Origin of the sequence: Pseudomonas sp. D4002, assembly GCF_013385665.1 — a bacterium.
In the GTDB taxonomy this organism is placed as follows: Bacteria; Pseudomonadota; Gammaproteobacteria; order Pseudomonadales; family Pseudomonadaceae; genus Aquipseudomonas.
Genome location: NZ_JACAPN010000012.1, coordinates 1 through 23,870 on the forward strand (window position 1 = coordinate 1; position 23,870 = coordinate 23,870).

General features: G+C 62.0%; 20 protein-coding genes. 12 read left to right on the top strand and 8 right to left on the bottom strand.

Going from position 1 to position 23,870, the window contains the following annotated elements:
- Positions 1-194: 194 nt before the first annotated feature.
- Positions 195-665: a DUF1289 domain-containing protein gene (locus HX824_RS04775; RefSeq protein ID WP_093197112.1), complete on the bottom strand. Its 471-nt coding sequence runs from the start codon at positions 663-665 to the stop codon at positions 195-197.
- A 394-nt stretch (positions 666-1,059) separates the two neighbouring features.
- Between HX824_RS04775 and acnB the strand changes: the two genes are divergently transcribed.
- Positions 1,060-3,660 carry a bifunctional aconitate hydratase 2/2-methylisocitrate dehydratase gene (gene acnB, locus HX824_RS04780; protein WP_003209239.1) on the top strand — a complete coding sequence of 867 codons (2,601 nt, stop codon included), beginning with the start codon at positions 1,060-1,062 and terminating at the stop codon, positions 3,658-3,660.
- Positions 3,661-3,693: 33 nt separating this feature from the next.
- Here acnB and HX824_RS04785 read toward each other — a convergent pair whose 3' ends face one another.
- On the bottom strand, positions 3,694-4,116 hold the full coding sequence (locus HX824_RS04785; protein ID WP_008431339.1) for a MerR family transcriptional regulator: 423 nt from the start codon (positions 4,114-4,116) through the stop codon (positions 3,694-3,696).
- A gap of 69 nt (positions 4,117-4,185) precedes the next feature.
- On the opposite strand from HX824_RS04785, the gene HX824_RS04790 reads away from it, so the two are divergent.
- Positions 4,186-5,418 (top strand): NADH:flavin oxidoreductase/NADH oxidase family protein, encoded by a 1,233-nt coding sequence (locus HX824_RS04790; RefSeq protein WP_177054202.1) that lies wholly within the window; start codon positions 4,186-4,188, stop codon positions 5,416-5,418.
- Positions 5,419-5,496: 78 nt separating this feature from the next.
- On the top strand, positions 5,497-7,221 hold the full coding sequence (gene poxB / locus HX824_RS04795; RefSeq protein WP_008431335.1) for a ubiquinone-dependent pyruvate dehydrogenase: 1,725 nt from the start codon (positions 5,497-5,499) through the stop codon (positions 7,219-7,221).
- 85 nt (positions 7,222-7,306) lie between these two features.
- Here the strand turns inward: poxB and HX824_RS04800 are convergent, their stop codons facing one another.
- A complete protein-coding gene (locus HX824_RS04800; protein ID WP_008431334.1) occupies positions 7,307-7,864 on the bottom strand; it encodes an NADPH-dependent FMN reductase in 558 nt (185 codons plus the stop codon).
- Positions 7,865-8,092: 228 nt separating this feature from the next.
- On the opposite strand from HX824_RS04800, the gene HX824_RS04805 reads away from it, so the two are divergent.
- Positions 8,093-8,329 (top strand): hypothetical protein, encoded by a 237-nt coding sequence (locus HX824_RS04805; RefSeq protein WP_003209248.1) that lies wholly within the window; start codon positions 8,093-8,095, stop codon positions 8,327-8,329.
- 4 nt (positions 8,330-8,333) lie between these two features.
- Here the strand turns inward: HX824_RS04805 and gspG are convergent, their stop codons facing one another.
- Positions 8,334-8,762 (bottom strand): type II secretion system major pseudopilin GspG, encoded by a 429-nt coding sequence (gene gspG, locus HX824_RS04810; RefSeq protein WP_003209249.1) that lies wholly within the window; start codon positions 8,760-8,762, stop codon positions 8,334-8,336.
- A 176-nt stretch (positions 8,763-8,938) separates the two neighbouring features.
- Between gspG and HX824_RS04815 the strand changes: the two genes are divergently transcribed.
- On the top strand, positions 8,939-9,841 hold the full coding sequence (locus HX824_RS04815) for a LysR substrate-binding domain-containing protein (protein WP_008431332.1): 903 nt from the start codon (positions 8,939-8,941) through the stop codon (positions 9,839-9,841).
- 822 nt (positions 9,842-10,663) lie between these two features.
- Here HX824_RS04815 and HX824_RS04820 read toward each other — a convergent pair.
- From HX824_RS04820 to HX824_RS04830, 3 genes are all read right to left on the bottom strand, one after another.
- Positions 10,664-11,233: a GNAT family N-acetyltransferase gene (locus tag HX824_RS04820; protein ID WP_003217028.1), complete on the bottom strand. Its 570-nt coding sequence runs from the start codon at positions 11,231-11,233 to the stop codon at positions 10,664-10,666.
- A gap of 20 nt (positions 11,234-11,253) precedes the next feature.
- Complete coding sequence (locus tag HX824_RS04825) at positions 11,254-13,509, bottom strand: arginine/lysine/ornithine decarboxylase (protein ID WP_177054203.1); 2,256 nt, start codon at positions 13,507-13,509, stop codon at positions 11,254-11,256.
- Positions 13,510-13,590: 81 nt separating this feature from the next.
- Positions 13,591-14,964, bottom strand: coding sequence for a PLP-dependent aminotransferase family protein (locus tag HX824_RS04830; protein WP_177054204.1), 1,374 nt, complete (start codon positions 14,962-14,964; stop codon positions 13,591-13,593).
- Between the two features lie 133 nt (positions 14,965-15,097).
- On the opposite strand from HX824_RS04830, the gene HX824_RS04835 reads away from it, so the two are divergent.
- The 5 genes from HX824_RS04835 to HX824_RS04855 all read left to right on the top strand — a co-directional run bounded on the left by HX824_RS04835 (position 15,098) and on the right by HX824_RS04855 (position 21,277).
- Complete coding sequence (locus HX824_RS04835; protein ID WP_003217021.1) at positions 15,098-15,574, top strand: carboxymuconolactone decarboxylase family protein; 477 nt, start codon at positions 15,098-15,100, stop codon at positions 15,572-15,574.
- Positions 15,567-16,007, top strand: coding sequence for a GNAT family N-acetyltransferase (locus tag HX824_RS04840; RefSeq protein WP_087693842.1), 441 nt, complete (start codon positions 15,567-15,569; stop codon positions 16,005-16,007). Before HX824_RS04835 ends, HX824_RS04840 begins: the two co-directional genes overlap by 8 nt.
- Positions 16,004-16,627, top strand: coding sequence for an FMN-dependent NADH-azoreductase (locus HX824_RS04845; protein ID WP_102605240.1), 624 nt, complete (start codon positions 16,004-16,006; stop codon positions 16,625-16,627). Before HX824_RS04840 ends, HX824_RS04845 begins: the two co-directional genes overlap by 4 nt.
- Positions 16,628-16,686: 59 nt before the next feature.
- Entirely contained in the window at positions 16,687-17,835 is a 1,149-nt protein-coding gene (locus HX824_RS04850; protein ID WP_177054205.1) for a MalY/PatB family protein, read from the top strand.
- Positions 17,836-17,929: 94 nt separating this feature from the next.
- On the top strand, positions 17,930-21,277 hold the full coding sequence (locus tag HX824_RS04855; protein ID WP_134326606.1) for a hypothetical protein: 3,348 nt from the start codon (positions 17,930-17,932) through the stop codon (positions 21,275-21,277).
- 147 nt (positions 21,278-21,424) lie between these two features.
- Here the strand turns inward: HX824_RS04855 and HX824_RS04860 are convergent, their stop codons facing one another.
- Positions 21,425-21,640, bottom strand: a complete 216-nt coding sequence (locus tag HX824_RS04860; RefSeq protein ID WP_003217010.1) for a molybdopterin-binding protein — start codon at positions 21,638-21,640, stop codon at positions 21,425-21,427.
- Between the two features lie 413 nt (positions 21,641-22,053).
- Here HX824_RS04860 and HX824_RS04865 point away from each other — a divergent pair, with 413 nt between their 5' ends.
- Complete coding sequence (locus tag HX824_RS04865; protein WP_003217008.1) at positions 22,054-23,025, top strand: aliphatic sulfonate ABC transporter substrate-binding protein; 972 nt, start codon at positions 22,054-22,056, stop codon at positions 23,023-23,025.
- Positions 23,026-23,035: 10 nt separating this feature from the next.
- Positions 23,036-23,869 carry an ABC transporter permease gene (locus HX824_RS04870; protein WP_003217006.1) on the top strand — a complete coding sequence of 278 codons (834 nt, stop codon included), beginning with the start codon at positions 23,036-23,038 and terminating at the stop codon, positions 23,867-23,869.
- Position 23,870: the final 1 nt, after the last annotated feature.

Consider the following 23,870-nt stretch of genomic DNA (forward strand, 5'->3'; position numbering starts at 1 on the left):
TTAGCCGCGCCGGGCCATGGATGGCCCGTCGCGGCGGCCCGCGGAGCAATGCCGGAGTGAGGGAACACCGAGCCTAGGCGAGGTGCCGACAGGCGGGGCAGAGCCCTTTGCTTACTTTGGGGCTTTTCCAAAGTGAGCCGCTGTAAGAGCGGAACCATAAGCGGCCGTTACCCAAATAACGGATATGTACTCAATCACCCCCCAAACGCATCCCTGAGAAACCCCGGAGCGATATACCGCTGATAATGCGCCTCGGACAAAATAAAAAACTCCCGATCAATCGCATCCCGCAACTCAGGCAACCCCCAATCCCGAAACTCCGGCATCAATACCATCCCATAAGCCTCAAGATTACTGATCACCCGAGCCCCCCGGGCAATCAACTGATAGGCCCAGCAGTACTCCGACTGATGCGGAACAAACCGAATCTTGCGCTGCTCCAGCTGCCCCCGCAGCATTTTAGGGTCAAACACCTCAAGCTTCCCGGCCATCACCTGCACCAACAACTGCTCCAGCCGCAGCCACACCGCACGTTTTTCTTCCTCGTTATACCCGTTCCACTGAATCACCTCATGGTGAAACCGCTTGCACCCCCGGCACACAAGATCGCCGTAAACCGTGGAGCACAGGCCTACGCAGGGGGTCTTGATGGTTTGGTTAGACATGGTCGACAACGCACAAATCAGCGAAACAGTTGCACATGTTAGCCCTTTGTCTAAGGTTGATCACCCTGCAAACTTGGCGCGGCAACTTACGTTTAGAATTTTTTTGCCGTAGAATCATCCGGCCTTGTAAGGCGCCAATAATCCGTTGGAAGCTGTTTTCAAAGCGTCACGAGCACAGTCGTTCCTAAAGAACGGTGTTGGCGATGGTTATTTACCCGGTAAATAGCCAGCGCCAACCCTCATCAGCTCCGTTCTGCAGGCGTAAAACTTTGAAAGCAGCTTCTGTGAGGATTGCCGGCAGCGCTGGCTCTACGGCCCAAAAAGCCCCTGAGCGCATGCGTGCCGTGCATTTCTGGATGAGCGTCCCGTGGGACCACTGATGAGGGTAATAACTGTGCTTGAAGCCTACCGCAAACATATCGAAGAGCGTGCAGCCCTGGGTATCGTTCCCCAGCCGCTTAACGCCGAACAAACCGCAGGCCTGGTCGAGCTGCTGAAAAATCCCCCGGCTGGCGAAGAAGAATTCCTCGTTGACCTGATCACCAACCGCATTCCACCAGGCGTTGACGAAGCTGCCTACGTCAAGGCCGGTTTCCTGTCTGCCCTGGCCAAGGGCGAAGCTACTTCTCCCCTGATCGACAAGAAACGCGCTGTTGAACTGCTCGGCACCATGCAAGGCGGCTACAACATCGTGACCCTGGTCGAGCTGCTGGACGACGCCACCCTGGCCCCCGTCGCTGCCGCCCAACTCAAGCACACCCTGCTGATGTTCGATGCTTTCCACGACGTCGCGGAAAAAGCCAGGAACGGCAACGAACACGCCAAAGCCGTGATCCAGTCCTGGGCCGACGGCGAGTGGTTCAAGAACCGCCCGACCCTGGCCGACAAGATCAGCCTGCGCGTGTTCAAGGTCACCGGCGAAACCAACACCGACGACCTGTCCCCTGCCCCGGACGCCTGGTCCCGTCCTGACATCCCGCTGCACGCCCTGGCCATGCTGAAAATGGCCCGTGAAGGCATCGTGCCGGATGAGCAAGGCAAGACCGGCCCGATGAAGCAGATCGAAGAAATGCGCGGCCAGGGCTTCCCGATCGCCTACGTCGGTGACGTGGTCGGTACCGGTTCGTCGCGTAAATCGGCCACCAACTCGGTACTGTGGTTCTTCGGCGACGACGTGCCTTACGTGCCGAACAAGCGCGCTGGCGGCTTCTGCTTCGGCAGCAAGATCGCTCCAATCTTCTACAACACCATGGAAGATGCCGGCGCACTGCCAATCGAGTTCGACGTTACCAACATGAACATGGGCGATGTGATCGACCTGTACCCGCATGCTGGCAAAGTCACCAAGCACAACAGCGATGAAGTCCTGACCACCTTCGAAATGAAGACCCCGGTCCTGTTGGACGAAGTCCGTGCCGGCGGTCGTATCCCGCTGATCATCGGCCGTGGCCTGACCGAAAAGGCTCGCGCCGAGCTGGGTCTGCCACCTTCGACCCTGTTCAAACTGCCGGAAGCCCCGGCTGAAAGCGACAAGGGCTACACCCTGGCGCAGAAAATGGTCGGCAAGGCCTGCGGCGTGGCTGGCGTTCGTCCAGGCACCTACTGCGAACCGAAGATGACCACCGTCGGCTCCCAGGACACCACCGGTCCCATGACCCGTGACGAACTGAAAGACCTGGCGTGCCTGGGCTTCTCCACCGATCTGGTAATGCAGTCGTTCTGCCATACCGCGGCCTATCCAAAGCCGATCGACGTGACCACCCACCACACCCTGCCTGACTTCATCATGACCCGTGGCGGCGTATCGCTGCGTCCGGGCGACGGCATCATCCACAGCTGGCTGAACCGCATGCTGCTGCCGGACACCGTCGGTACCGGTGGTGACTCCCACACCCGTTTCCCGATGGGCATTTCGTTCCCGGCCGGTTCCGGCCTGGTAGCGTTCGCCGCCGCCACCGGCGTCATGCCGCTGGACATGCCGGAATCGATCCTGGTGCGTTTCAAAGGTGAAATGCAACCTGGTATCACCCTGCGTGACCTGGTTCACGCCATTCCTTACTACGCGATCCAGGCTGGCCTGCTGACCGTAGAGAAGAAAGGCAAGAAGAACGCCTTCTCCGGCCGCATCCTGGAAATCGAAGGCCTGGACAACCTGAGCATCGAACAAGCCTTCGAGCTGTCCGACGCCTCGGCTGAACGTTCGGCTGCCGGTTGCACCATCAAGCTGTCGAAAGAATCCATCACCGAGTACCTGAACTCCAACATCACCCTGCTGCGCTGGATGATCGGTGAAGGCTACGGCGATGCGCGCACCCTGGAACGTCGTGCCCAAGCGATGGAAGCCTGGGTTGCCAACCCTGAGCTGATGGTTGCCGATGCTGACGCCGAATACGCTGAAATCATCGAGATCGACCTGGCCGACATCAAGGAGCCTGTGCTCTGCGCGCCAAACGATCCGGACGACGCCCGTCTGCTGTCCAGCGTTGCTGGCGAGAAGATCGACGAAGTGTTCATCGGTTCGTGCATGACCAACATCGGTCACTTCCGCGCTGCCGGTAAACTGCTGGATCAGGTCAAGGGTCAGCTGCCAACCCGTCTGTGGCTGTCGCCGCCGACCAAGATGGACGCTCACCAACTGACCGAAGAAGGCTACTACGGCATCTACGGCAAGGCTGGCGCGCGCATGGAAATGCCGGGCTGCTCGCTGTGCATGGGTAACCAGGCACGTGTAGAGCCGAACTCGACAGTTGTGTCGACGTCGACCCGTAACTTCCCGAACCGTCTGGGTGACGGCGCAAACGTCTACCTGGCTTCGGCCGAGCTGGCGTCGGTGGCTTCCATCCTGGGTCGCCTGCCGACCGTCGAGGAGTACATGGAATACGCCGCGAAGATCAACACCATGGCCAGCGACGTGTATCGCTACCTGAGTTTTGACCAGATCGCCGAGTTCCGTGAAATTGCTGCAAGCGCCAACATTCCTGTGGTTCAAGCCTAAGGTTTTGTTGCTGTAAACGAACGCCGCGTATCGTCAGATGCGCGGCGTTTTTTTATGCGCCTCGATTGAGGCCCAGACCTTGTCCTGTGCCTGGGTGCACGGCGTGCCTTCCGGGTGCGCCTGGATCGTGGCGATCACCGCGCGTAACTCTGCCTTGCTCTGGTCCATTCGGGCTTGAAGCTCTTCTATCTGCGCAATCCTGCGCTCAAGCCTCAAGACGATATCGGCGCGTTTCGCCTCGCTCGGCGAATCGTCGGGCATCAGCGCCTTCAACTCCTGCAAGCTGAAACCGGCGCGCTGAGCGCCCTGGATCAATTGCAGCGTCTGCAACGTCTGCATGGGATAACGGCGATAGCCATTACCTTGTCGCTCGACCTGGATCAGCCCCTGGGCTTCGTAAAAACGAATCTTCGAGGCTGCCAAGCCGCTGCGTTCCGCCAGTTCACCAATATTCATCGCCAACCCCATTGACCTTAAAGTGACCTTTAAGCTTAGCCTGAGCGCTCCCAATGTGAGGAGTCAAGCATGTCGCCCTTTGAAGCGTTGCAATTGCCCAACGGCCAGCTCATCAGTAACCGCATCGCCAAGGCGGCGATGGAAGAGAACATGGCGGATGCGAACCAGGCGCCTTCCGAGGCCCTGATGCGCTTGTATCAAGCCTGGGCCGACGGCGAGCCCGGCCTGATCCTGACCGGCAACGTGATGATTGATCGCCGTGCCATGACCGGCCCCGGCGGCGTGGTGCTGGAAGACGAACGTCACCTGGACAAGTTTCGCCAATGGGCCGCGATTGGCCGGGCCAAGGGCGCGCAGTTCTGGGTGCAGCTCAACCACCCGGGCCGTCAGACCATGGCCAACCTCGGCCAGCAGGCCCTGGCACCTTCGGCGGTGGCCCTCGATCTCGGCGGCTTTTCGAAGATGTTCGCCCAACCCAAGGCCATGACCGAAGAAGATATCCAGGACGTCATCACGCGCTTCGCCACCAGCGCGCGTCTCGCCGAAAAGGCCGGCTTCAGCGGCGCGCAGATTCACGCGGCCCACGGCTACCTGCTCAGCCAGTTTCTCTCGCCCTTGAGCAACCAGCGCACAGACCGCTGGGGCGGCAGCCTGGAAAACCGTGCGCGGCTGCTGCTGGAGGTGATCAAGGCCGTGCGCGCCGCCGTGAGCGCGGATTTCTGCGTGGCGGTGAAACTCAATTCCGCCGACTTCCAGCGCGGTGGCTTTGACGCCGCCGACGCCCACGCCGTGGTCGAGCTGCTCAACCCGCTGGCCATCGACCTGCTGGAACTGTCCGGCGGCAGCTACGAAGCCCCGGCCATGCAAGGCGAGGCTCGCGACGGACGCACCCTGGCCCGCGAAGCCTATTTCATCGAGATGGCCAGCGACCTGGCGAAAGTCGCCAACATGCCGGTGATGGTCACCGGCGGCATCCGGCGCTTGCCGATCGTGCAGCAAGTCCTGGACAGCGGCATCGCCATGGCCGGGATCGCCACCGCGCTGACCCTGGAGCCGCACCTGATCAAGCAATGGCGCGCCGGCCGCGATCTCAACCCGCAATTGCCGCCGATCCGCTGGAAGCGCAAACCCCTGGCCAGCCTGGCGAGCATGGCAGTGGTGCGCTATCAGCTTCGCCGCCTGAGCCGTGGCCGCCAGCCGAAACCCGGGGTGACGCCGCTGCTGGCGTTGATAAAAGACCAACTGTTTATCGCCCGCCGCACTCGGCAATATCGCGCTGCGATGACCAATTCTTCACATTGAGCGGGGAGCATTCAGCGCCATGGAACTGTCCTTAACTGATCAGCAGCTTTTTACCCTCACTGACGATTGGAGTTCTTCATGGCGAAAATCACCCTGGCCCAGCAATTGGCGACCACCCTTGAACAGGCGGGCATCAAGCGCATCTGGGGCCTGACCGGCGACAGCCTCAACGGCCTGACCGACTCCCTGCGCACCATGGACAGCATCGAGTGGATGCATGTGCGCCACGAAGAAGTGGCCGCGTTTGCCGCCGGTGCCGAAGCCGCCGCCACCGGCGAGCTGACCGTATGCGCCGGCAGCTGCGGCCCCGGCAACCTGCACTTGATCAATGGCCTGTTCGATTGCCATCGCAACCACGTGCCAGTACTGGCCATTGCCGCACAGATCCCCTCCTCCGAGATCGGCCTGAACTACTTCCAGGAAACCCATCCCCAGGAACTGTTCAAGGAGTGCAGCCACTTTATCGAGCTGGTGACCAACCCCGAGCAGATGCCTCACGTGCTGCACCGTGCCATGCGCTCGGCGATCCTCAATCGCGGCGTAGCGGTGGTGGTGATTCCGGGGGATGTGTCACTGTTGGAAGTAGAAGATAAATTCAAACCATGGCCGGCCCTGCTGGCACCGCGCACGTTGCCGGCGGAACAGGACCTGCAACGCCTCACCGACATCCTCGAACACAGCGGCAAAGTCACCCTGCTGTGTGGCAGCGGCTGTGCCGGCGCCCACGATGAGGTGGTGGCCCTGGCCGACGCCCTCGGCGCGCCCGTGGTGCATGCCCTGCGCGGCAAGGAACATGTGGAGTGGGACAACCCGTTCGACGTCGGCATGACCGGCCTGATCGGCTTCAGCTCCGGCTACCACGCCATGCTCAACTGCGACACGCTGATCATGCTCGGCACCGACTTCCCGTATCGCCAGTTCTACCCGACCGACGCAAAAATTATCCAGGTCGACCGCAACCCACAGGCACTGGGCCGGCGTGCCACGCTGGACCTGGGCATTGCAGCTGACGTCAGCGAGACCATCCAGGCGCTGCTGCCGCGCCTGACCCGCAAGACGGACCGCAGCTTCCTCGAAACCTCGCTCAAGCATTATGAAAAAGCCCGCCAAGGGCTGGATGACCTGGCGGAACCGTCAAAGGCCGGCAGGCCAATTCACCCGCAGTATGTCGCGCGCCTGCTCAGCGAACTGGCGGACGACGACGCAATCTTCACCGCCGACGTGGGCTCGCCGACAGTCTGGGCGGCGCGTTACTTGAAAATGAACGGCAAGCGCCGGTTGATCGGCTCGTTCAACCATGGCTCGATGGCCAACGCCATGCCCCAGGCCATCGGTGCGCAAGCCGCGTTTCCCGGGCGCCAGGTGATTTCGATGTCCGGTGACGGTGGGTTCACCATGCTGATGGGTGACTTCATCAGCCTGGCGCAGCTGAACCTGCCGGTGAAGCTGGTGGTGTTCAACAACTCTTCTTTGGGCTTCGTCGCCATGGAGATGAAAGCGGCGGGCTACCTGGATACCGGCACCGAGCTGAAAAACCCGGACTTTGCCGCCATGTCCAACGCCATGGGCATCCTCGGTATTCGCGTAGAGCAGTCCGAAGACCTGGAACCGGCCCTGCGCCGCGCACTGGCCCACGACGGCCCGGTGCTGGTGGACGTGGTCACCGCCACCCAGGAACTGGTGATGCCGCCGAGCATCAAGCTGGAACAGGCCAAGGGCTTCAGCCTGTACATGCTCAAGGCGGTGATGAGCGGACGCGGTGATGAGGTGATCGAGTTGGCGAAAACCAACTGGCTGCGTTAATAGCGCCATAGTGGCCGACCACGCGGCCTGACCGCAGACAAAAAAGACCCCGCTTAAATAGCGGGGTCTTTTTTCGCACGGCTGATCAGCCGTGCTGTTTTTCCACCCACTTGCCATAGGCGTCGATAAACGCCTGCAAAAACGGCTTGGTCTTTTCCGAGACCTTGCCCGACTCATCGAACACGCTGCCCGCACCGCCCAGATAGGCTTCCGGCTGCTGCATGCACGGCACATCGAGAAACACCAGCGACTGGCGCAAATGGTGATTGGCCCCAAAACCGCCGATGGCGCCGGGAGACACACTGATCACCGCACCCGGCTTGCCGCTGAAGACACTCTGGCCATAAGGACGTGAACCGACGTCAATCGCATTCTTCAATACACCCGGCACGGAGCGGTTGTATTCGGGGGTCACAAACAACACCGCGTCGGATGAACGCACGTGTTGACGGAAAGTACTGTAGGCTGCCGGCGGTGCAGCACCGTCGATGTCCTCGTTGTAGAGCGGCAAATCGCCAATTTCGACAATGTTCAACTTGAGGTTGGCGGGCGCCAACTCGGCCAGTGCCAGGGCGACCTTGCGGTTGATCGACTCTTTTCTCAAGCTGCCGACCAGTACGGCAATCGTGTAGACCTTGCTCATTGGGGTTTCCCGATTTCTGACTTAAGGAGTTTGTAGTTATAGAGCCTGCGCGACGCTATCACCAGCGCGTTTTTGCAATCCCCAGGGACGTTTACACCGCAGATGGATTTGTAAGTAATGTCTGAAAAAGTCAACGAATAGTATTTTTTTTCAATAGGTAAACTACCCCGCTCTCCTACGGTCTACAGAACCGCAAATCGAGTGTTTATCTCCAGAGGTTCTAAACAGATGGCAGCAGTACTTGTCGGACAGTTCCATGCCAGAGACGCGGAAGGTCGCGTTTATTCGGTGCATGAGTTCCAGGAATCCAACCCGCCCCTCGACGGCCTGGCTGGCTCGGCGCCCACCACCACCTACAAGCTGGCCATTGGCGACCGCGTAGAAAAACTGGATGGCGATGAGTTCAGGCTGATTCAGTCGGGCACTATCATCACCCGCGAATCCGCCACGATCCACGCTTCATAAGACGTTATTCCCCATAGGCGATATCAACATTATCGCCGACGCCTCCCAGTGTCCGGTCCTTGCCGAACGAGAACAGATCAAAGTGGGTTTTGGCCTGGCTGGGAGGATAGTGGTACTGATAGGCCACGCCCCAAGGGTCCGTCAGCATGTCCTGATCCTTGAGATAGGGGCCCCGCCACTTCCCTTCTCCCGCTGGCTGAACCGTCAACACCGCCAGACCCTCGTCGTCGGTAGGATAACGCCCTACATCTTGATGAAAACGCTCGACTGCCTTGCCCAGCTCTTTCAACTGGACCTTGGCCGTGGCGATTTCCGACTGAGTCACGTCGCCGAAGATCCGCGGCCCCACCGCAACCGCCAACACACCGACCACCAGCACCACCACCAACAGGTCCCACAACGAAAACCCGCGCGTGTCTGTTTTACCGAGCATCGATAAGGCTCCCCCGTGGATCCTCTGGTTGATACGCCCTTTGTATGACCTGCTGGTTGCAGGCGCCAAGGGACTTGATCGTGCAAGTCTAGTTGGGGCGCTGCCGTGGCGGGTCTTTTTTCCACGCTCGGGCCTGAGCCATTGAATCCACGTCGCGCTGAACATAGACTCCGGCCATGCGTTTACGTCATATCGAAGTCATTCAAGCGATTTTACAGACCGGACACCTCGGCACCGCCGCCGAATGGTTGCAACTGCCCGTGGCCGATGTGGACGCAACCCTCAAGGATGCCGAGCTGCAGTTGGGCTTCATGCTGTTCGCCAGCGTGCGCGGACGCTTGCAGGCCACCCGGGAAACCCTTGAGCTGCAGGCCGAAATCGCCCACCTCTATGCAGCCCTTGAGCCGGTGCAACGCCTGGCCAGCAGCCTGAAGCACCACCATGCCCCGCCCTTGCGCGCACTGTGCACCCCGCCGCTGGCCAATCAACTGCTGCCCCAGGCGATCGCCGTGCTGCGCCGACGTTTCCAAGACACGCCGTGCAACCTCTCCAGCCATTCCACCCGGGACATCGTCAAAAGCCTGCTGCTGCACGAAGCCGACCTCGGCCTGAGCCTGCACGACCCGGAACACCCGCAAATCCACAGCCAACCGCTGGCCCACGGCAAGCTGCAATTGCTCGCGCCCCATGGCTGGCTGAAGCCTCGGCAGAAGTACATTGCGCTACAGGAACTGGCCGGGCAGTCGATGATCGGCCTTGAAGGCCAGGACCCGCTGAGCCGCCTGCTGGACAGCAAGCTGCAAGCCCTGCGCCCGCTGCCGGTGGTGCAAACGCGGGTGCAGACGTACCAGATGATGCGCAGCATGGTAGAAGCCGGGGAAGGCCTGGCGATTGTCGACCCGTTCACCGCCAGCGGCGCACGGGAAGCCGGGCTGGATGCGTGCCCGTTGTCACCGCCGATTGTGGTGACCTTGTATGCGTTGACCCTGAAGGGCAGCGAGCCATCGCCCGCCTTGAATGCGCTGCTGGAGATCGTCACCGAGAAGGCTGAAAACCTGCTGACAAGCACATTGCCGTGAATGTGGGAGCTGTCGGGCCTTGGCGAGACTGCGAAGGCGGCGGCACAGTCGATAAAGACGTTGCCTGACACACCGCTATCGCGGCCTCGCTGGGGCTCGACGGCTCCCACAGGGAATCGGGGGAAGTCTGGGAGTTGTGTGTTCGGTCGCAAGTACTTGGGTTGCGCAAATCGAATGTGGGAGCTGTCGAGCTTCAGCGAGGCTGCGAAGGCGGCGGCACAGTCGATAAAGAGGTTGCCTGACACACCGCCATCGCGGCCTCGCCGGGGCTCGACGGCTCCCACAGGGGATCGGGGGAAGTCTGGGAGTTGTGTGTTCGGTCGCAAGTACTTGGGTTGCGCAAATCGAATGTAGGAGCTGTCGAGCTTTAGCGAGGCTGCGAAGACGGCGGCACAGTCGATAAAGAGGTTGCCTGACACACCGCCATCGCGGCCTCGCTGGGGCTCGACGGCTCCCACAGGGGGTCGGGGGAAGTCTGGGAGTTGTGTGTTCGGTCGCAAGTACTTGAATTGCGCAAATCGAATGTGGCAGCTGTCGAGCTTTAGCGAGGCTGCGAAGGCGGCGGCACAGTCGATAAAGACGTTGCCTGACACAGCGCTATCGCGGCCTCGCTGGGGCTCGACGGCTCCCACAGGGGATCGGGGGAAGTCTGGGAGCTGTGTGTTCGGTCGCAAGTACTTGAGTTGCGCAAATCGAATGTGGGAGCTGTCGAGCTTCAGCGAGGCTGCGAAGGCGGCGGCACAGTCGATAAAGAGGTTGCCTGACACACCGCCATCGCGGCCTCGCTGGGGCTCGACGGCTCCTACAGTTGATCGGTGCAGCTCAGACTGCTTCCAATTCTGTCTTGAACAACCGATACCAGAAAATCGCCACTTCGCGCGTCTGCGGATCAATCCCGCGATAGCGCAGGTGGTCGATCCCGCCCATCACATACCCGCAGCGCTCATACAGCCGGCAGGCACCGAGGTTGTTGTTCTGGGTCTCCAGCATCATCCCCGGCAGGTTCTTCTTGCGGCTCCAGAACTGCGCCACGTCCAGCAACGCCTTGGCCACCCCGTGGCGCCGCGCGGGCAAGACCACCGCCAGCTCATCCACATGGGCAAAGCCGTTCCAGTTGGTGCTGACCACGATATGCCCCACGGGCCGGTCATCGAGGTAGGCCATGAACACCGCACTGTCGGCCGCGTCACGGAAGCTGGCGAACTCCTCGGGGTCGATGCCGTAGCATTTGCGGTACGGCACGATACGCTCCACCGCCCACTGGTCGACGCGCTTGCCCATTTCCGGCTTGCCGTAGGCGTTGACTTCAAAGCTGAAGTCGTTCCCCCACACGTAGGCGTCAAATCCTTCGTCAGCCACCCGGACACTGAGGCCCGGGTACTTCGGGTTCATTACAGCTTGCATAAACATCCTTAACCCTTGATGCAGTCGACGGTGTAACAACGACCACTGCCGTCATCTTCGTGTTGCAGTCCATGAACATCGGCAACAAAGCCGGGGAAACTGCTATCGAACGTCCTGGCAAACGCCAGGTAATCAATGATCGAGCGAGTCGATTCGGTAAAGCGCTCACCCGGCATGATCAACGGAATGCCCGGCGGGTAAGGCACCAGCATGACCGCTGCGACCCGACCTGGCAAAGCGTCGATGGACACCGCCTCGACTTCGCCCTTGACCAACAGGTCGTAGGCGTCGGCCGGTTTCATCGCGATTTCCGGCAGTACCGTGTACATCCGCTTCAGGTGCTTGGCCGTGGCATTGCTGCGGTAACAGCTGTGCAACTGGTCGCACAGATCCTTCAAACCCAATCCCTGATACCGCACCGGGCCCTGCTGAAACACCGATGGCAAACAGACAGCAAGGCTCACGTTGGCGTCATAACTGCGCTTGAATTCCAGCAGTTCGGTGAGCAGGGTACTCCACTTGCCTTTGGTGATGCCCATGGAAAACAGCACGAGGAACGAATACAGCCCGGTCTTTTCCACCACCAGCCCACGTTCCCAGAGGAATTTACTGACCACCGCAGCGGGAATTCCGCACTCGCTCAAAGCCCCGCCGGCATTCAGGCCAGGCATCACCAGGGTGACTTTTATCGGGTCCAGCAGCACGTAGTCTTCGGCGATATCGCCAAAGCCATGCCAGTCGGCCTGGGGTTGCAGCAGCCAGTCTGCGGTCACCACCCGGTCAATGCCCGCCACCAGCGGCGGCTGCCAGATGGAAAACCACCAGTCTTCAGCGGCGATGTGCTGGCGCAGGTTGGCCAGGGCACGTCGGAAGCTCAGGGCTTCGTCAAACATCTCCTGCAGCAAGGAACGCCCCGCCGGCCCTTCCATCATTGCGGACGCCACATCCAGGGAGGCGATGATGCTGTACTGCGGCGAGGTGGAAATATGCATCATGAACGCTTCGTTGAAGCGGTCGCGGTCCAGCTTGCGCACGCCGCCATCCTGCACATGGATCATCGACGCCTGGCTGAACGCCGCCAGCAGCTTGTGGGTGGAGTGCGTGGTGAACACCAGCGGGCTCTCGGCCGTGCGCGAGGTGCCCATGCCGTAGCGCCCGGCGAAGAACTCATGAAACGCCGCGTAGGCATACCACGCCTCGTCAAAGTGCAGCACCTCGACGCTGTTGCCCAGTTGCTGCTTGATCAGTTCGGCGTTGTAGCACAGGCCGTCATAGGTGGAGTTGGTGACCACCGCCAGCTTGACCCTGGCCGGTCGGCCTCGGGTCAGCGGGCTGGCGTCGATCTTGGCGCGGATCGACTCGGAGCTGAACTCGCTCAGGGGAATCGGCCCGATGATCCCCAGTTCATTGCGCTCCGGGCACAGGTACAGCGGGATGGCGCCGGTCATGATGATCGAATGCAACACCGACTTGTGACAGTTGCGGTCCACCAGCACCAGGTCATCCCGGCCCACCATCGAGTGCCAGACGATCTTGTTGGCGGTGGAGGTGCCATTGATCACGAAGTAGGTGTGATCGGCGCCGAAGTTGCGCGCCGCCCGCGCCTCGGCTTCGGCCAACGGGCCGGTGTGGTCCAGCAGCGAGCCGAGCTCCGGCACCGACACCGACAAGTCCGAACGCAGGGTATTTTCCCCGAAGAACTGATGAAACGCCTGCCCCACCGGGCTCTTGCGATAGGCCACGCCGCCGCCGTGACCGGGGGTGTGCCAGGAATAATTGGAATCCGCCGTGTGCTGCACCAAGGCCTTGAAGAATGGCGGCAACAGGCCATCCAGGTAGGCGCGGGCCGCACGGGCCACTTGCCGGGCAAGAAACGGCACGGTGTCTTCAAACAGATAAAGAATGCCCCGCAACTGGTTCAGCTCGCTCATGGCATCGGCTGGGGCGTTTTCCAGGGTGACCTGCTCACCGAGGGCGAAGATCGGCAGGTTTGGCGCCCGCACCCGCGCCAGGCGGATCAGCTCCACCATGTTTTGCATCAGATGGGTATTTTCCCCGGCGCCCTCGGCGGCAATCAGCATGCAGGCCAGGCCGTGATGGGTCGAAGCCACCAGGCGACCCTCGGCGTAGTCCACCGCCGAAAAGATACTGAAGCCCTCCTGCTCAAGCTCCCGGGCGATGCCCCGGACGCGGTCGCCGGCAACGGTGTCGGCCTTGATGTCGCGGTGTACGATCAGAACCGGGAACTTCAGGTCTTTGTACATGAGCGCTTGGCGTCCTGAGGGCTATGCCTTCAGGGTAGAAGCTCGGGGCCGATGTGGCGAATGAAGATGTTCAACCGGTGTTCATAAAGCGCCGTCGATGACCTCGCGCAACACCAGCGCCGCTTCCACTGCTTGCTGGCGAGTCGCCAGGTTGGTGAAGCCCATCAACAGGCCTTGCTGACCACCGGGCTCGATACTCCAGCCCGACACGGCCTGTATCCCCAGCCCGGCACGTGCGGCGGCCGCAGCGACGGCCTGATCGCAGACGTCCACCCGCAGCCGCGCCAGCAGGTTGATCCCGCCGGACTGCTCATCCACCTGCAAAAGCGCCCCGCAATGACTGGCCAGTGCCTCCACCAGAAAGCCGCGCCGCGCGGTGTAGAGCTGGCGCATTTTTTTCAGGTGACGGGTGAAATGGCCCTGGTCGAGAAAGTCCGCCGTGGTGGCTTGCAGCAATTCGGCGCTGCGGTTTTGCAGCACGCCGGCGCTGGCCTCAAAGGCCGGGAGCAGCGCCCGAGGCACCACCAGATAACCCAGGCGCAGCCCCGGGAAGAGCATCTTGCTGAAACTGCCGGAGTAGATCACCCGATCGGCCGTGTCCTGGCTCTTGAGCGCGGCCAGGGGCTGGCCCTTGTAGCGAAACTCACTGTCGTAGTCGTCTTCCACCACCCAGCCGCCGTGGGCCTGTGCCCAATCGAGCAAGCGATGGCGCCGCGCAGTACCGAGGGCGACCCCCAGCGGGCTCTGGTGGGCCGGGGTGACAATCGCCAGCCGGGCGCCGGGCGCACGCCGTACGCCCTCCTCCACATCAAGCCCGTCGTGGTCCACCGGCACCGGGACCAACTGCACCCCCAGGTGCAGCAGCAGTTGCCGCGCATGCAGGTAGCCCGGGTCTTCGAACCAGCATGGCTGGCCGGCCATCTGAAGCGCATCACACACCAGCGCGAGGCACGCCGAGTAACCGGCACACACGAACACCTGCTCCGGCGAACACTCCACGCCCCGGTACAGCGCCAGGTATTGCGCGATCGCCACACGCAGCGAGCGGGCGCCACGCACATCGCCCATGGCCAGGCTGTTCACATCGGCTCGGCGCACTTGCCGGGTGACCAGCCGCGCCCACAGCTTGCGCGGAAAGCTGTCGAGCGCCGGCAAGCCCAACTGCAACAGGCGCGGGGCCGACGCCGGCGCCACGGGTTCGGGTTCAACCGGCAACGACTTGATCGAGCGCTGCGGCAGCGCCTCGGCCACCACTGTTCCCGCCTGGCCCCGCGCCAGGAAGAACCCTTCGCTCACCAGCAACTGGTAGGCCGTCTCCACCGTGCCCCGGGCCACCTTCAGTTCCTGGGCCAGGCTGCGCACCGACGGCACCCGCTCACCGGGGCGCAGTTGGCCCTGGTCGATGGCCTGGCGAAAGCGCCGGTAGATCTCCTGGTATTTGGGCAGTGACGACATGGTTATCCGGCTCACAGTGAATCAGCCCTGAAGTCTGATCTTGTCCCAACCCGCTTGTCCATTCTTGGCCCTATTGAGCCGGCGACCCGGCCGCCACACTGACGGCATCACTTCACGAAACAAGGAGCACCCCATGCAACACCGTCTCGACTACGCCCTGGCGGCGCCCGTCGGCTACAAGGCCCTTGGCTCGGTGCACAGCTACATCCACGGCTGCGGCCTGGAGAAGGAATTGATTGACCTGGTGTACCTGCGGGTCTCGCAACTCAACGGCTGCGCCTACTGCCTGGACTCACATTCGCGCGACCTGCTCAAACAGGGCGTGAGCCTGGAAAAGCTGATGCTGCTGGCCGCCTGGCGCGAAGCGTTGCCGTTGTTCAGCCCGCGTGAACGCGCCGCGTTAGCTTGGGCCGAGTCGGTCACCCAGGTCGCACAAACCGAGGTGCCGGACGAACACTATGCCGAGGCCAAGGCCCTCTTCGATGACAAGGAAATTGCCGACCTGACCCTGGCTATCGCCCTGATGAACGCCCTGAACCGCGTCGCCATCAGCTTTCGCAAAGTCCCTGCCGCCGTAAAAGCGCACATGGAGCACGGCAACCATGAATGACTCTGTTGAGTTTGTGCACATCGAAAGCGACGCCGACTGCCTGGCCTGCTTTGCCGTTATGCAGCAACTGCGGCCAAAGCTCGAAGACCCGCACGCCTTCGTCCAGCAGATTCAGCGCCAGCGCGAAACCGGCTACCGCCTGCTGGCCGCCCGGGAAAACGGCCAGGTGCTGGGCCTGGCCGGTTATCGCCTGACGGAAAACCTGCTGTATGGGCGCTTTATCTACGTCGATGACCTGGTGGTGGACGCCTCCCTGCAACGCCGACGCCTGGGTGCGCGCCTGCTGGACGAGGTACGCCAGCACACCCGCCGCCTGGGCTATCGCTACCTGGTGCTGGACACCGGCATGCACATGGCCCTGGCCCAACGCTTCTATTTTCGCCAGGGCCTGCTGCCACTGGGGATGCACTTTTCACAGGACCTCGACCAATGACCCGCGCCCTGCTACTGAGCTTCAGCCCCCACGGCAAGGCCGCCCAGACCTTCCGCCTGGCCCGCGCCCTGCTCCGCGAACAGGCACCCGAGGCCGAAGTGGTCGAACGCGACTACGGCGGCCAGGGCTTGCCGGCGCTGACTCGGGAATACGCCAACGCCCTGACCACGCCCGGCGGCCTGAGCGGCCCGGCAACCGAGCGCTCCGAGCAACTGATTGTCGAGCTGGAAGCCTGTGACCTGTTGATCATCTGCACCCCCGTGCACAATTTCACGGTGCCGGCGGCCCTCAAGTGCTGGATCGACCATGTGGTGCGCATCCACCGCAGTTTCACGGTGAATCCGCAGTTTGAGAAAGTCGGCTTGCTCAAGGACCGGCGCACCTTTGTACTGGTCAGCTCCGGCAGTTCGCGAAAAAACCGCGAGCCCGACTTCCTCACGCCCTACCTGCAGGCGATCCTTGGAACCGTGGGCATTCACGCGGTGGATTTCGTCTATCTGGGGGCCATGGTGCGTGGCGCAGCCGCCGTGCAGCGCAGCCTGGAACAGGCCCACACGCAGTTGGCCGAGGCATTTGACCGGCAAGCGGGCGCCCGGGCGGCAATCAGCGCTGGCGCGTAAAATTAATGGCGCTAGAATCAGCGCCATTTCTACGCCCGCCTCCCTGATACGAGCCACCCATGAGCTTTGATTTCGACACGATCCACTCCCGCCTCGGCACCGGCAGCACCAAGTGGAGTCGTTACCCGCAAGACGTTCTGCCGATGTGGATTGCCGACATGGACATCGCTGCCCCACCGGCCGTGCTTCAAGCGTTGCACGAGCGACTGGGTCAGCAGATCCTCGGCTACAGCGTGGCCTGCGATGGCGTGCGCGAGACGATCGTCGCCGATCTGTGGGCCAAGTACGCCTGGCGCGTACAGCCGGATGAGTTGCTGTTCCTGCCGGGGGTCGAGCCTGGTTTCAACATGGCGCTGCACGCATTTGTGCAGCCCGGCCAACCGGTGGTGTTGCAAACCCCCAACTATCGCCCGATCCGCCTGGCGCCCGGCCACTGGAACCTGCCGAAGATCGAAGTGCCATTTGAGCTGAGCGCCGAAGGCGCGTACCTCACGCCGTTGCCGGCAATGCGTGAGGCCCTCACCGGCGCCGGGGCACTGCTGTTGAGCAACCCGCACAACCCGATGGGCAAGGTCTTCCCCCGTGAGGAACTGCTGGCCGTGGCCAGCGCCTGCCTGGACCAGGGTGCGCTGATCGTCTCCGATGAAATCCACGCCGAGCTGTGCTTTGACGGCCGCCGGCATATTCCCACCGCCAGCCTCAGCCCCGAGATTGCCCAGCGCACTATCACCCTGATGTCGGCGAGCAAGGCGTATAACGTCGCCGGGTTGAAGACCTGCTTCGCGGTGATCCAGAATCCCGAGATCCGCGAGCGCTTCAACCAAGCCCGCTGCGGCATGGTCGACAGCGTCAGCCCCCTGGGCCTGGAAGCCACGCGTGCGGCCTACAGCGACTGCGGCGACTGGCTGCAGGCGCTGGTGGCCTACCTGCAAGCCAACCGCGATTACCTGCTGAACGCCGTGCAAACCCGCCTGCCCGGCGTGGTCATGCATGCGCCTCAAGGCACCTACCTGGCCTGGCTGGATTGCAGCGCCCTGGGCCTGGACGACCCGCAACGGTTCTTCCTCGAACAGGCCAGGGTCGGCTTGAGCGCCGGGATTGAATTCGGCGATGACAGCCAGCAATTCGTGCGCCTGAACTTCGGCTGCCCACGGGCCATGCTGGAAGAAGGCATCGCCCGCCTGGAACGCAGCCTGCGTCACCGTTAAGGCGCAATTCACAACTTTTCGCAACGACCGCCGCCCCCCTGCTGTTACTGTTTTTGCCGATTCGTCCCACCGGTAACAGCAGGAGTTCCATGGCATGACGACCCAGCCGCTCAACCGCTCGACCGACCCCAAAGCCCTTCCTCTCACACCGCCCAAGTCCGGCGCGGCGTTCCACGTGCTGCTCAAGAACAGCGCCAACAACAAGAAGGTGGAGGCCGGCGACAAAACCGCGCAAGGGCTCGCTGCCAGCAAGGAACAAGGCTATGAACTGGCCGCCAAGGACGCCGCACCGCCCACCACCCTGGGGGACTACAAGGCCATCGGCCCGGCGGACGAAGTCGGCCCCGGCCTGATCCGCTATGAAACCCAGGACGGCAAGAAAGTCATCGTCAGCGAAAAAGACAGCCCCGAGCTGTTCAAGCAAGTCAGCGCCGACTTCAAGGCACTCTCCGGCGTCAACGCCAGCGAAGCCGCCGGCTACCAGCGCCTGGGCGGCGACGCCACGGCCCCGGAAAAGCTCGGCGACTACAAATCCCTCGGTCCGCCCGACGAAACCGGCCCCGGCGTGATTCGCTACGAGACCCAGGACGGCAACAAGTTCGTCATCAGCCAGCGCGACAACCCGGAGGCCTTCCAGAAAGCCAAGGAAGCCTATGAAAGCTTCACCGGCCTGGGCAGCAGCGAAGACGCCGGCTACAAGCGCGCCAGCGACAACGAAGTGTGGCCGCCCTACGCCGGCACCACCGTCGGCCCCAAGGATGAAGTCGGCCCCGGCCTGATCCGCTTTGAAAGCAATGGCCAGAAAATGGTCGTGGCCCGCGACGACAACCCCAAGCTGTTCGACTACCTGGCAGGCCTGCACGAGGTCTACACCAACCCCGACAAAAAGGCCGCCGTAGAGTCCGCGCTCAACGACGGCTCGACCCTGGCAGACGCCAATACCAAGGCGCCGGAGCTGAACGACTACAAGGGCTTCGGCTGGATCGAAGGCCAGCAAGGCAATGTGCTGACCTATGAAACCCACGACGGCACCAAGGTCGTCGTATCGGCCGACGTCAGCCCGGAACTGTTCAAGAGCGTGGCCACCGCCCAGGACACCTGGAGCAAGATCCACTCCAGTGAAGACGCCGGCTACAAGCTGGCCGGGCCGAATGACTTCCTGAAGAACACCGAGATCACCTTCGGTTCCCCCGACGAGCTGGGGGACGGCCTGATCCGCTATGAAACCAGCGAAGGCAAGGTCATCGTCTCCAAGGAGCTCAGCCCGCAGCTCTACGACGAAGTGGTGGCGAAATGGGAAGCCTGGAGCGCCGGCACCGTCGACGAGACCCGCGCCAAGTACAACCTGCCGAGCAACGATGAGCTCGACGTGCTCAACCTCGACACCGGCGTGCATGCCGACAAGGACGACGACAAGTCGCCGACCCAGAGCGTCAGCGAACTGGCCACCACCGAACTGATCGACACCTACCGCGCCGGCGTCAAGGACGGCTCGATTCCCAAAGACGACCCACGGGCCAAACTGGTCCGCGCCCTGGAAGCCCAGGCCGCCTACCAGAACGGCCATGGCATCACCGGCTACGAAGAATCCAAGCGCCCGTTCAACACCACCTGGCGCGAGTTCGATGACAAGCAGACCGAGCTCACCTCCGCCGACATGCACGACATCATCGACGGCAAGGCGGTGCAGGAGCAGATCGGCGAGTTGTTCAAGGACCCGACGGTGCAGGCCGACTACAAGACCAAGATGGACGACGCCATCAGTCACCTGCCCAACAAGGACGAGATCAAGCAGAAGCTTCTCGACCTGACCAGCAACCCCGACTATGTGCTGTACCTCAAGGACCTGCAAAAACAGGGCAAGAGCCACGAAGCCCAGCAAGACCTGAGCAACACCCTGACCTCGCTGTCGCTGTTCGACCCGGAAGCCGCCACCAAGGCCGCGCAGAATATCCAGGCCGATGGCCTCACCACCGACCTCAACGAGATTCTCTCGGACCCGAGCAAGATCTCCGACGACAACAAGGAGCTGGCCACCAAGGACCTGTTCGGCCTGCTCAAGGGCGTGCTCAAGGGCAACCTGCTGGACCTGCCGCGCCGCAGCCAGGAAGTGCTGGAGAAATTCCTCAACGAGGGCCTGGAGGGCAAGGAGAAATCCTCGGCCGTGACCAAGGCCCTGGAAGAACTCGGCGACGTCTACAAGAACAGCGGCACCATCAGCGAAGCCGACGTGAAAACCGCCCTGAGCAAACCGTATATCCCGGTGGCGGATCGAGGCATGCTCGGCGAGGTGTTCAACACCCTCAACAGCAAAGGCATCCTCGGTTCGATGGGCGCCGGCGTGAGCCTGTTCTCGGGGATTTACCAACTGGTGGGCAAAGGCGGCAAGCTCGGCGAAACCCCGGCCCAACGCATGACCATCGCCAAGGACTTCCTGAGTTTTGCCGGCGGCGCCAGCCACTTCGTCAAGCTCGGTGACAAGATCGGCGAAGCCCTGGGCAAGGGCGGCCTGGTGGACTTCCTCGGCCTCGACAAGACCCTGCCGGAAATCTGGGGCAAGGAAGGGGCGGCCGGCAAAGTCATCGACTTCAGCAAGCCCACCGAAATCGACTCAAAGGTCAGCAAGGAAATCGCTGCGGCCCTGGACGCGGTTCCCGACAGCCAGTACGACGGCGTGGCCAAGCTGTTTGGCGAGGGCGACAAGGCGGTAACCGAAGCCACCGAAGGCCTTGCCACTCACCTGGATGACGGCCTCAAGGCAGCCGGTGCGGCCAAGCTTGGCGCCTCCCAATCGGCGAAGATCGCCGGTTCCGTGATCAAGGTGTTGGGCCCGGCGACGGACATTGCCGGTGGTTTTGCCGACATTGTGCTCGGCGCCCTGGCGATCAAAAGCGGCGTGGACAGCAAAGACCCGTTGGCTCAGGCCGCAGGTGGCTTGCAAGTGGCGGGCGGTGCGTTCGGCGCGTCGGCCGGGGTATTGGGTGCGGCGGCGCTGTTTGGCGCAGGCACGGCGGCGGCGCTGACCGGGCCGCTGTTCCTGGTGGGCGTGGTGTTGGCGGTGGTAGGCGGGATCATCGGTTACTTCGTCGACCACAATAAAAAACAGAAGGCTACCGAGAAGGAAAACGACTGGTACCGCGACCTGGCCGGCGACGGTTTGCTGCAGGACAACTGGGCGGATAAGGTCGAATACGCCCACTACGAGATACACCACTACCACGGCCGCGACACGCCGACCGATGACAGCCTGTTCCGCTTCCAGCAATCGGAGTGGGAGCATTTCGACTCCACACCACAAAGCGGCGGCTCGTCGAGCAACCGGCTGGATGGCGATTTGCACAAGGACTACAAGGACCCTAGTGAAACGCCCAAGGCACTGCCGGATGCGTCGGATGAGAAGCCTGGGTCCCGGCCATCGGGAGGCGGGCCTCGGCTCAACTAACCCTCCAACGGCTGTATGCAAAACAAAATGTGGGAGCGGGCTTGCTCGCGAAAGCGGTGGATCAGTCATTGTAGATGTCGACTGTCACACCGCATTCGCGAGCAAGCCCGCTCCCACATTTGGATTGGGTTCACAACTGGATTGCAGTCACAACTTGGCAATAGAGACTTCGGTCGACTTCACAAAGGCAATCACTTCACTGCCCACCTTCAATTCCAGGTCACGCACCGAGCGTGTGGTAATCACCGACGTCACGATCCCCGACGCGGTTTGCACGTCGATCTCGGACACCACTTCGCCGATCAGGATTTCCTTGATCACGCCTTTGAACTGGTTGCGCACGTTGATCGCTTTAATGGTCATGTCGGCTTTCCTTTGGTCTGTTGGGTCAATCCGCACGAATGCGCAGGCACTCAAAGTGCCCTATTCGTGAAACCAACAAAAGGAATATATAACTCTTTATTTATTCCATAAAAACATATGCAAGCTGTTGCACAGCCAACAGTGATTCAACAAAGTGCCCGCCTCCCCACTCCCAACCACTCCCCACGTAGCAGCTGTCGAGCCCAAGCGAGGCTGCGTCAGCGGTCTGTCTGACACACCGCGAACGCAGCCTCGCTTAGGCTCGACAACTGCTACGCCAGGGTGCTGCCCTGCCCTGCAAAGACGCTGGCACAGAGACTGCATATTCCTATAACGCATGATGGAACATGCCATATGAATTTTCTGAATATAAGAAAAGCCTTCTCTTTTCCCGCCTTGTCCGGAGCTGTTCCATGAAACCCTTCTTCAATACCCTGCTGGGCGCCTGCGCCCTCGCCTTCAGCCTGCAACCCCTGGCCCATGCAGCGGAAACCGACCCTGCGCAAGTCAACCTGGACTACGCCTACTACTCCCCGGTGAGCCTGGTGCTCAAGCACTTCGGCTGGCTTGAAGAAGCGCTGCCGCAAACCAAGGTCGGCTGGGTGTTGAGCCAGGGCAGCAACCGTTCCCTGGAATACCTCAACAGCGGCGGCGTCGACTTCGCCTCGTCCGCCAGCCTGTCGGCGGTGCTCAGCCGGGCCAATGGCAGCCCGATCAAGTCGGTGTACGTGTACAGCCGCGCCGAGTGGACTGCACTGGTGGTGCGCAAGGACTCAACGTTCAAAAGCGTCAGCGACCTCAAGGGCAAGAAAATCGCCGCCACCAAAGGCACCGACCCGTACCTGTTCACCCTGCGCAGCCTGCAGAAAGCCGGCCTGAGCAAGGACGACGTGGAACTGGTGCACCTGCAGCACCCGGACGGCCGTACCGCGCTGGAGAAAGGTGATGTGGACGCCTGGGCCGGTCTCGACCCGCACATGGCCGCCAGCGAAATCCAGGCGGGTTCGCGCCTGCTGTACCGCAACAAGGACTTCAACAGCTACGGCGTGGTCAGCGTGACCGACAAATACGCCAAGGAGCATCCACAGACCATCGCCAAGGTGCTCGGTGCCTATGAAAAAGCCCGCAACTGGGCGGTGAAACACCCCGACGAATTCGCCAAGCTGCTGGCCGACGAATCCGGCCTGCCCCTGGACGTGGCCAAGCTGCAATTGTCGCGTACCGACTTGAGCAGCCCATTGCTCACTGCCCAGGACGTGGTGTCGTCCAAGGCGGCCGCGCCGATCCTGGTCTCGGAAGAACTGGTGCGCCGTGGGGTGAATGTGGATCAGGTGATCGACCAGTTGATCGACCCAAGCTTTGGCCAGGCTTTGCCTCGTCCATAAGGGGAGCGTCATGCGCAGCAAAAGCGAAACCCTGCCCGTCGCACTCGCGCCAACGCTCACCGTGCAGCGCAGCGCCTGGCCGCGGCGGCTCAAGGGCCTGGCGTTGCCGGTGTTGATCCTGGTGATCCTTGAAGTGGTGGTGCGCATCGGCTGGCTGCCGTCCTACCAGATGCCGGCGCCCAGCGAGATCGCCGTGACCCTCACCGACCTCGCCGAAGGCGCGCTGTGGAAACACATCAGCGCCAGCCTGTTACGGGTGCTGCTGGGGTTCACCATCGGCGCCGGCCTGGCCCTGGTGTTTGCCGCCTGGGTCGGCTTGAGCCGCGAGGCCGAGGCGTACCTGGAACCAACCTTCGCCGGCCTGCGCTCGATCCCGAGCCTGGCCTGGGTGCCGCTGTTGCTGCTGTGGCTGGGCATTGATGAGACCTCGAAGATCGTGCTGATTGCCATCGGCGCGTTCTTCCCGGTGTACCTCAATGGCGTCGCGGCCATTCGCGACATCGACCGCAAGCTGGTGGAAGTCGGGCAGATGTATGGCTTCAGCCGCACGCGCCTGGTGCGTCGCATCCTGTTGCCTGCCGCCCTGCCCGGCCTTTTCACCGGCTTGCGCAGCGGCCTGAGCCTGGCGTGGATGTTCCTGGTGGCGGCCGAGTTGATCGCCGCGACCAAGGGCCTGGGTTACCTGCTCAGCGATGGCCGGGAAACCTCACGGCCCGACATTGTGCTGGCGGCGATCATCGTGCTGGCGCTGCTGGGCAAGATCAGCGACGGCCTGTTGGCGGCCCTGGAAAAACGCTGCCTGGCCTGGCGCGATACCTTCAACGGCCAAGGCCCGGAGAATTGAG

Excerpts from the sequence above, each read along its gene's own strand:
- HX824_RS04775 (WP_093197112.1), bottom strand. The coding sequence starts at position 665 with ATGTCTAACCAAACCATCAAGACCCCCTGCGTAGGCCTGTGCTCCACG.
- HX824_RS04785 (WP_008431339.1), bottom strand. The coding sequence starts at position 4,116 with ATGAATATTGGTGAACTGGCGGAACGCAGCGGCTTGGCAGCCTCGAAG.
- HX824_RS04790 (WP_177054202.1), top strand. The coding sequence starts at position 4,186 with ATGTCGCCCTTTGAAGCGTTGCAATTGCCCAACGGCCAGCTCATCAGT.
- poxB (WP_008431335.1), top strand. The coding sequence starts at position 5,497 with ATGGCGAAAATCACCCTGGCCCAGCAATTGGCGACCACCCTTGAACAG.
- HX824_RS04800 (WP_008431334.1), bottom strand. The coding sequence starts at position 7,864 with ATGAGCAAGGTCTACACGATTGCCGTACTGGTCGGCAGCTTGAGAAAA.
- HX824_RS04805 (WP_003209248.1), top strand. The coding sequence starts at position 8,093 with ATGGCAGCAGTACTTGTCGGACAGTTCCATGCCAGAGACGCGGAAGGT.
- gspG (WP_003209249.1), bottom strand. The coding sequence starts at position 8,762 with ATGCTCGGTAAAACAGACACGCGCGGGTTTTCGTTGTGGGACCTGTTG.
- HX824_RS04815 (WP_008431332.1), top strand. The coding sequence starts at position 8,939 with ATGCGTTTACGTCATATCGAAGTCATTCAAGCGATTTTACAGACCGGA.
- HX824_RS04820 (WP_003217028.1), bottom strand. The coding sequence starts at position 11,233 with ATGAACCCGAAGTACCCGGGCCTCAGTGTCCGGGTGGCTGACGAAGGA.
- HX824_RS04825 (WP_177054203.1), bottom strand. The coding sequence starts at position 13,509 with ATGTACAAAGACCTGAAGTTCCCGGTTCTGATCGTACACCGCGACATC.
- HX824_RS04830 (WP_177054204.1), bottom strand. The coding sequence starts at position 14,964 with ATGTCGTCACTGCCCAAATACCAGGAGATCTACCGGCGCTTTCGCCAG.
- HX824_RS04835 (WP_003217021.1), top strand. The coding sequence starts at position 15,098 with ATGCAACACCGTCTCGACTACGCCCTGGCGGCGCCCGTCGGCTACAAG.
- HX824_RS04840 (WP_087693842.1), top strand. The coding sequence starts at position 15,567 with ATGAATGACTCTGTTGAGTTTGTGCACATCGAAAGCGACGCCGACTGC.
- HX824_RS04845 (WP_102605240.1), top strand. The coding sequence starts at position 16,004 with ATGACCCGCGCCCTGCTACTGAGCTTCAGCCCCCACGGCAAGGCCGCC.
- HX824_RS04850 (WP_177054205.1), top strand. The coding sequence starts at position 16,687 with ATGAGCTTTGATTTCGACACGATCCACTCCCGCCTCGGCACCGGCAGC.
- HX824_RS04855 (WP_134326606.1), top strand. The coding sequence starts at position 17,930 with ATGACGACCCAGCCGCTCAACCGCTCGACCGACCCCAAAGCCCTTCCT.
- HX824_RS04860 (WP_003217010.1), bottom strand. The coding sequence starts at position 21,640 with ATGACCATTAAAGCGATCAACGTGCGCAACCAGTTCAAAGGCGTGATC.
- HX824_RS04865 (WP_003217008.1), top strand. The coding sequence starts at position 22,054 with ATGAAACCCTTCTTCAATACCCTGCTGGGCGCCTGCGCCCTCGCCTTC.
- HX824_RS04870 (WP_003217006.1), top strand. The coding sequence starts at position 23,036 with ATGCGCAGCAAAAGCGAAACCCTGCCCGTCGCACTCGCGCCAACGCTC.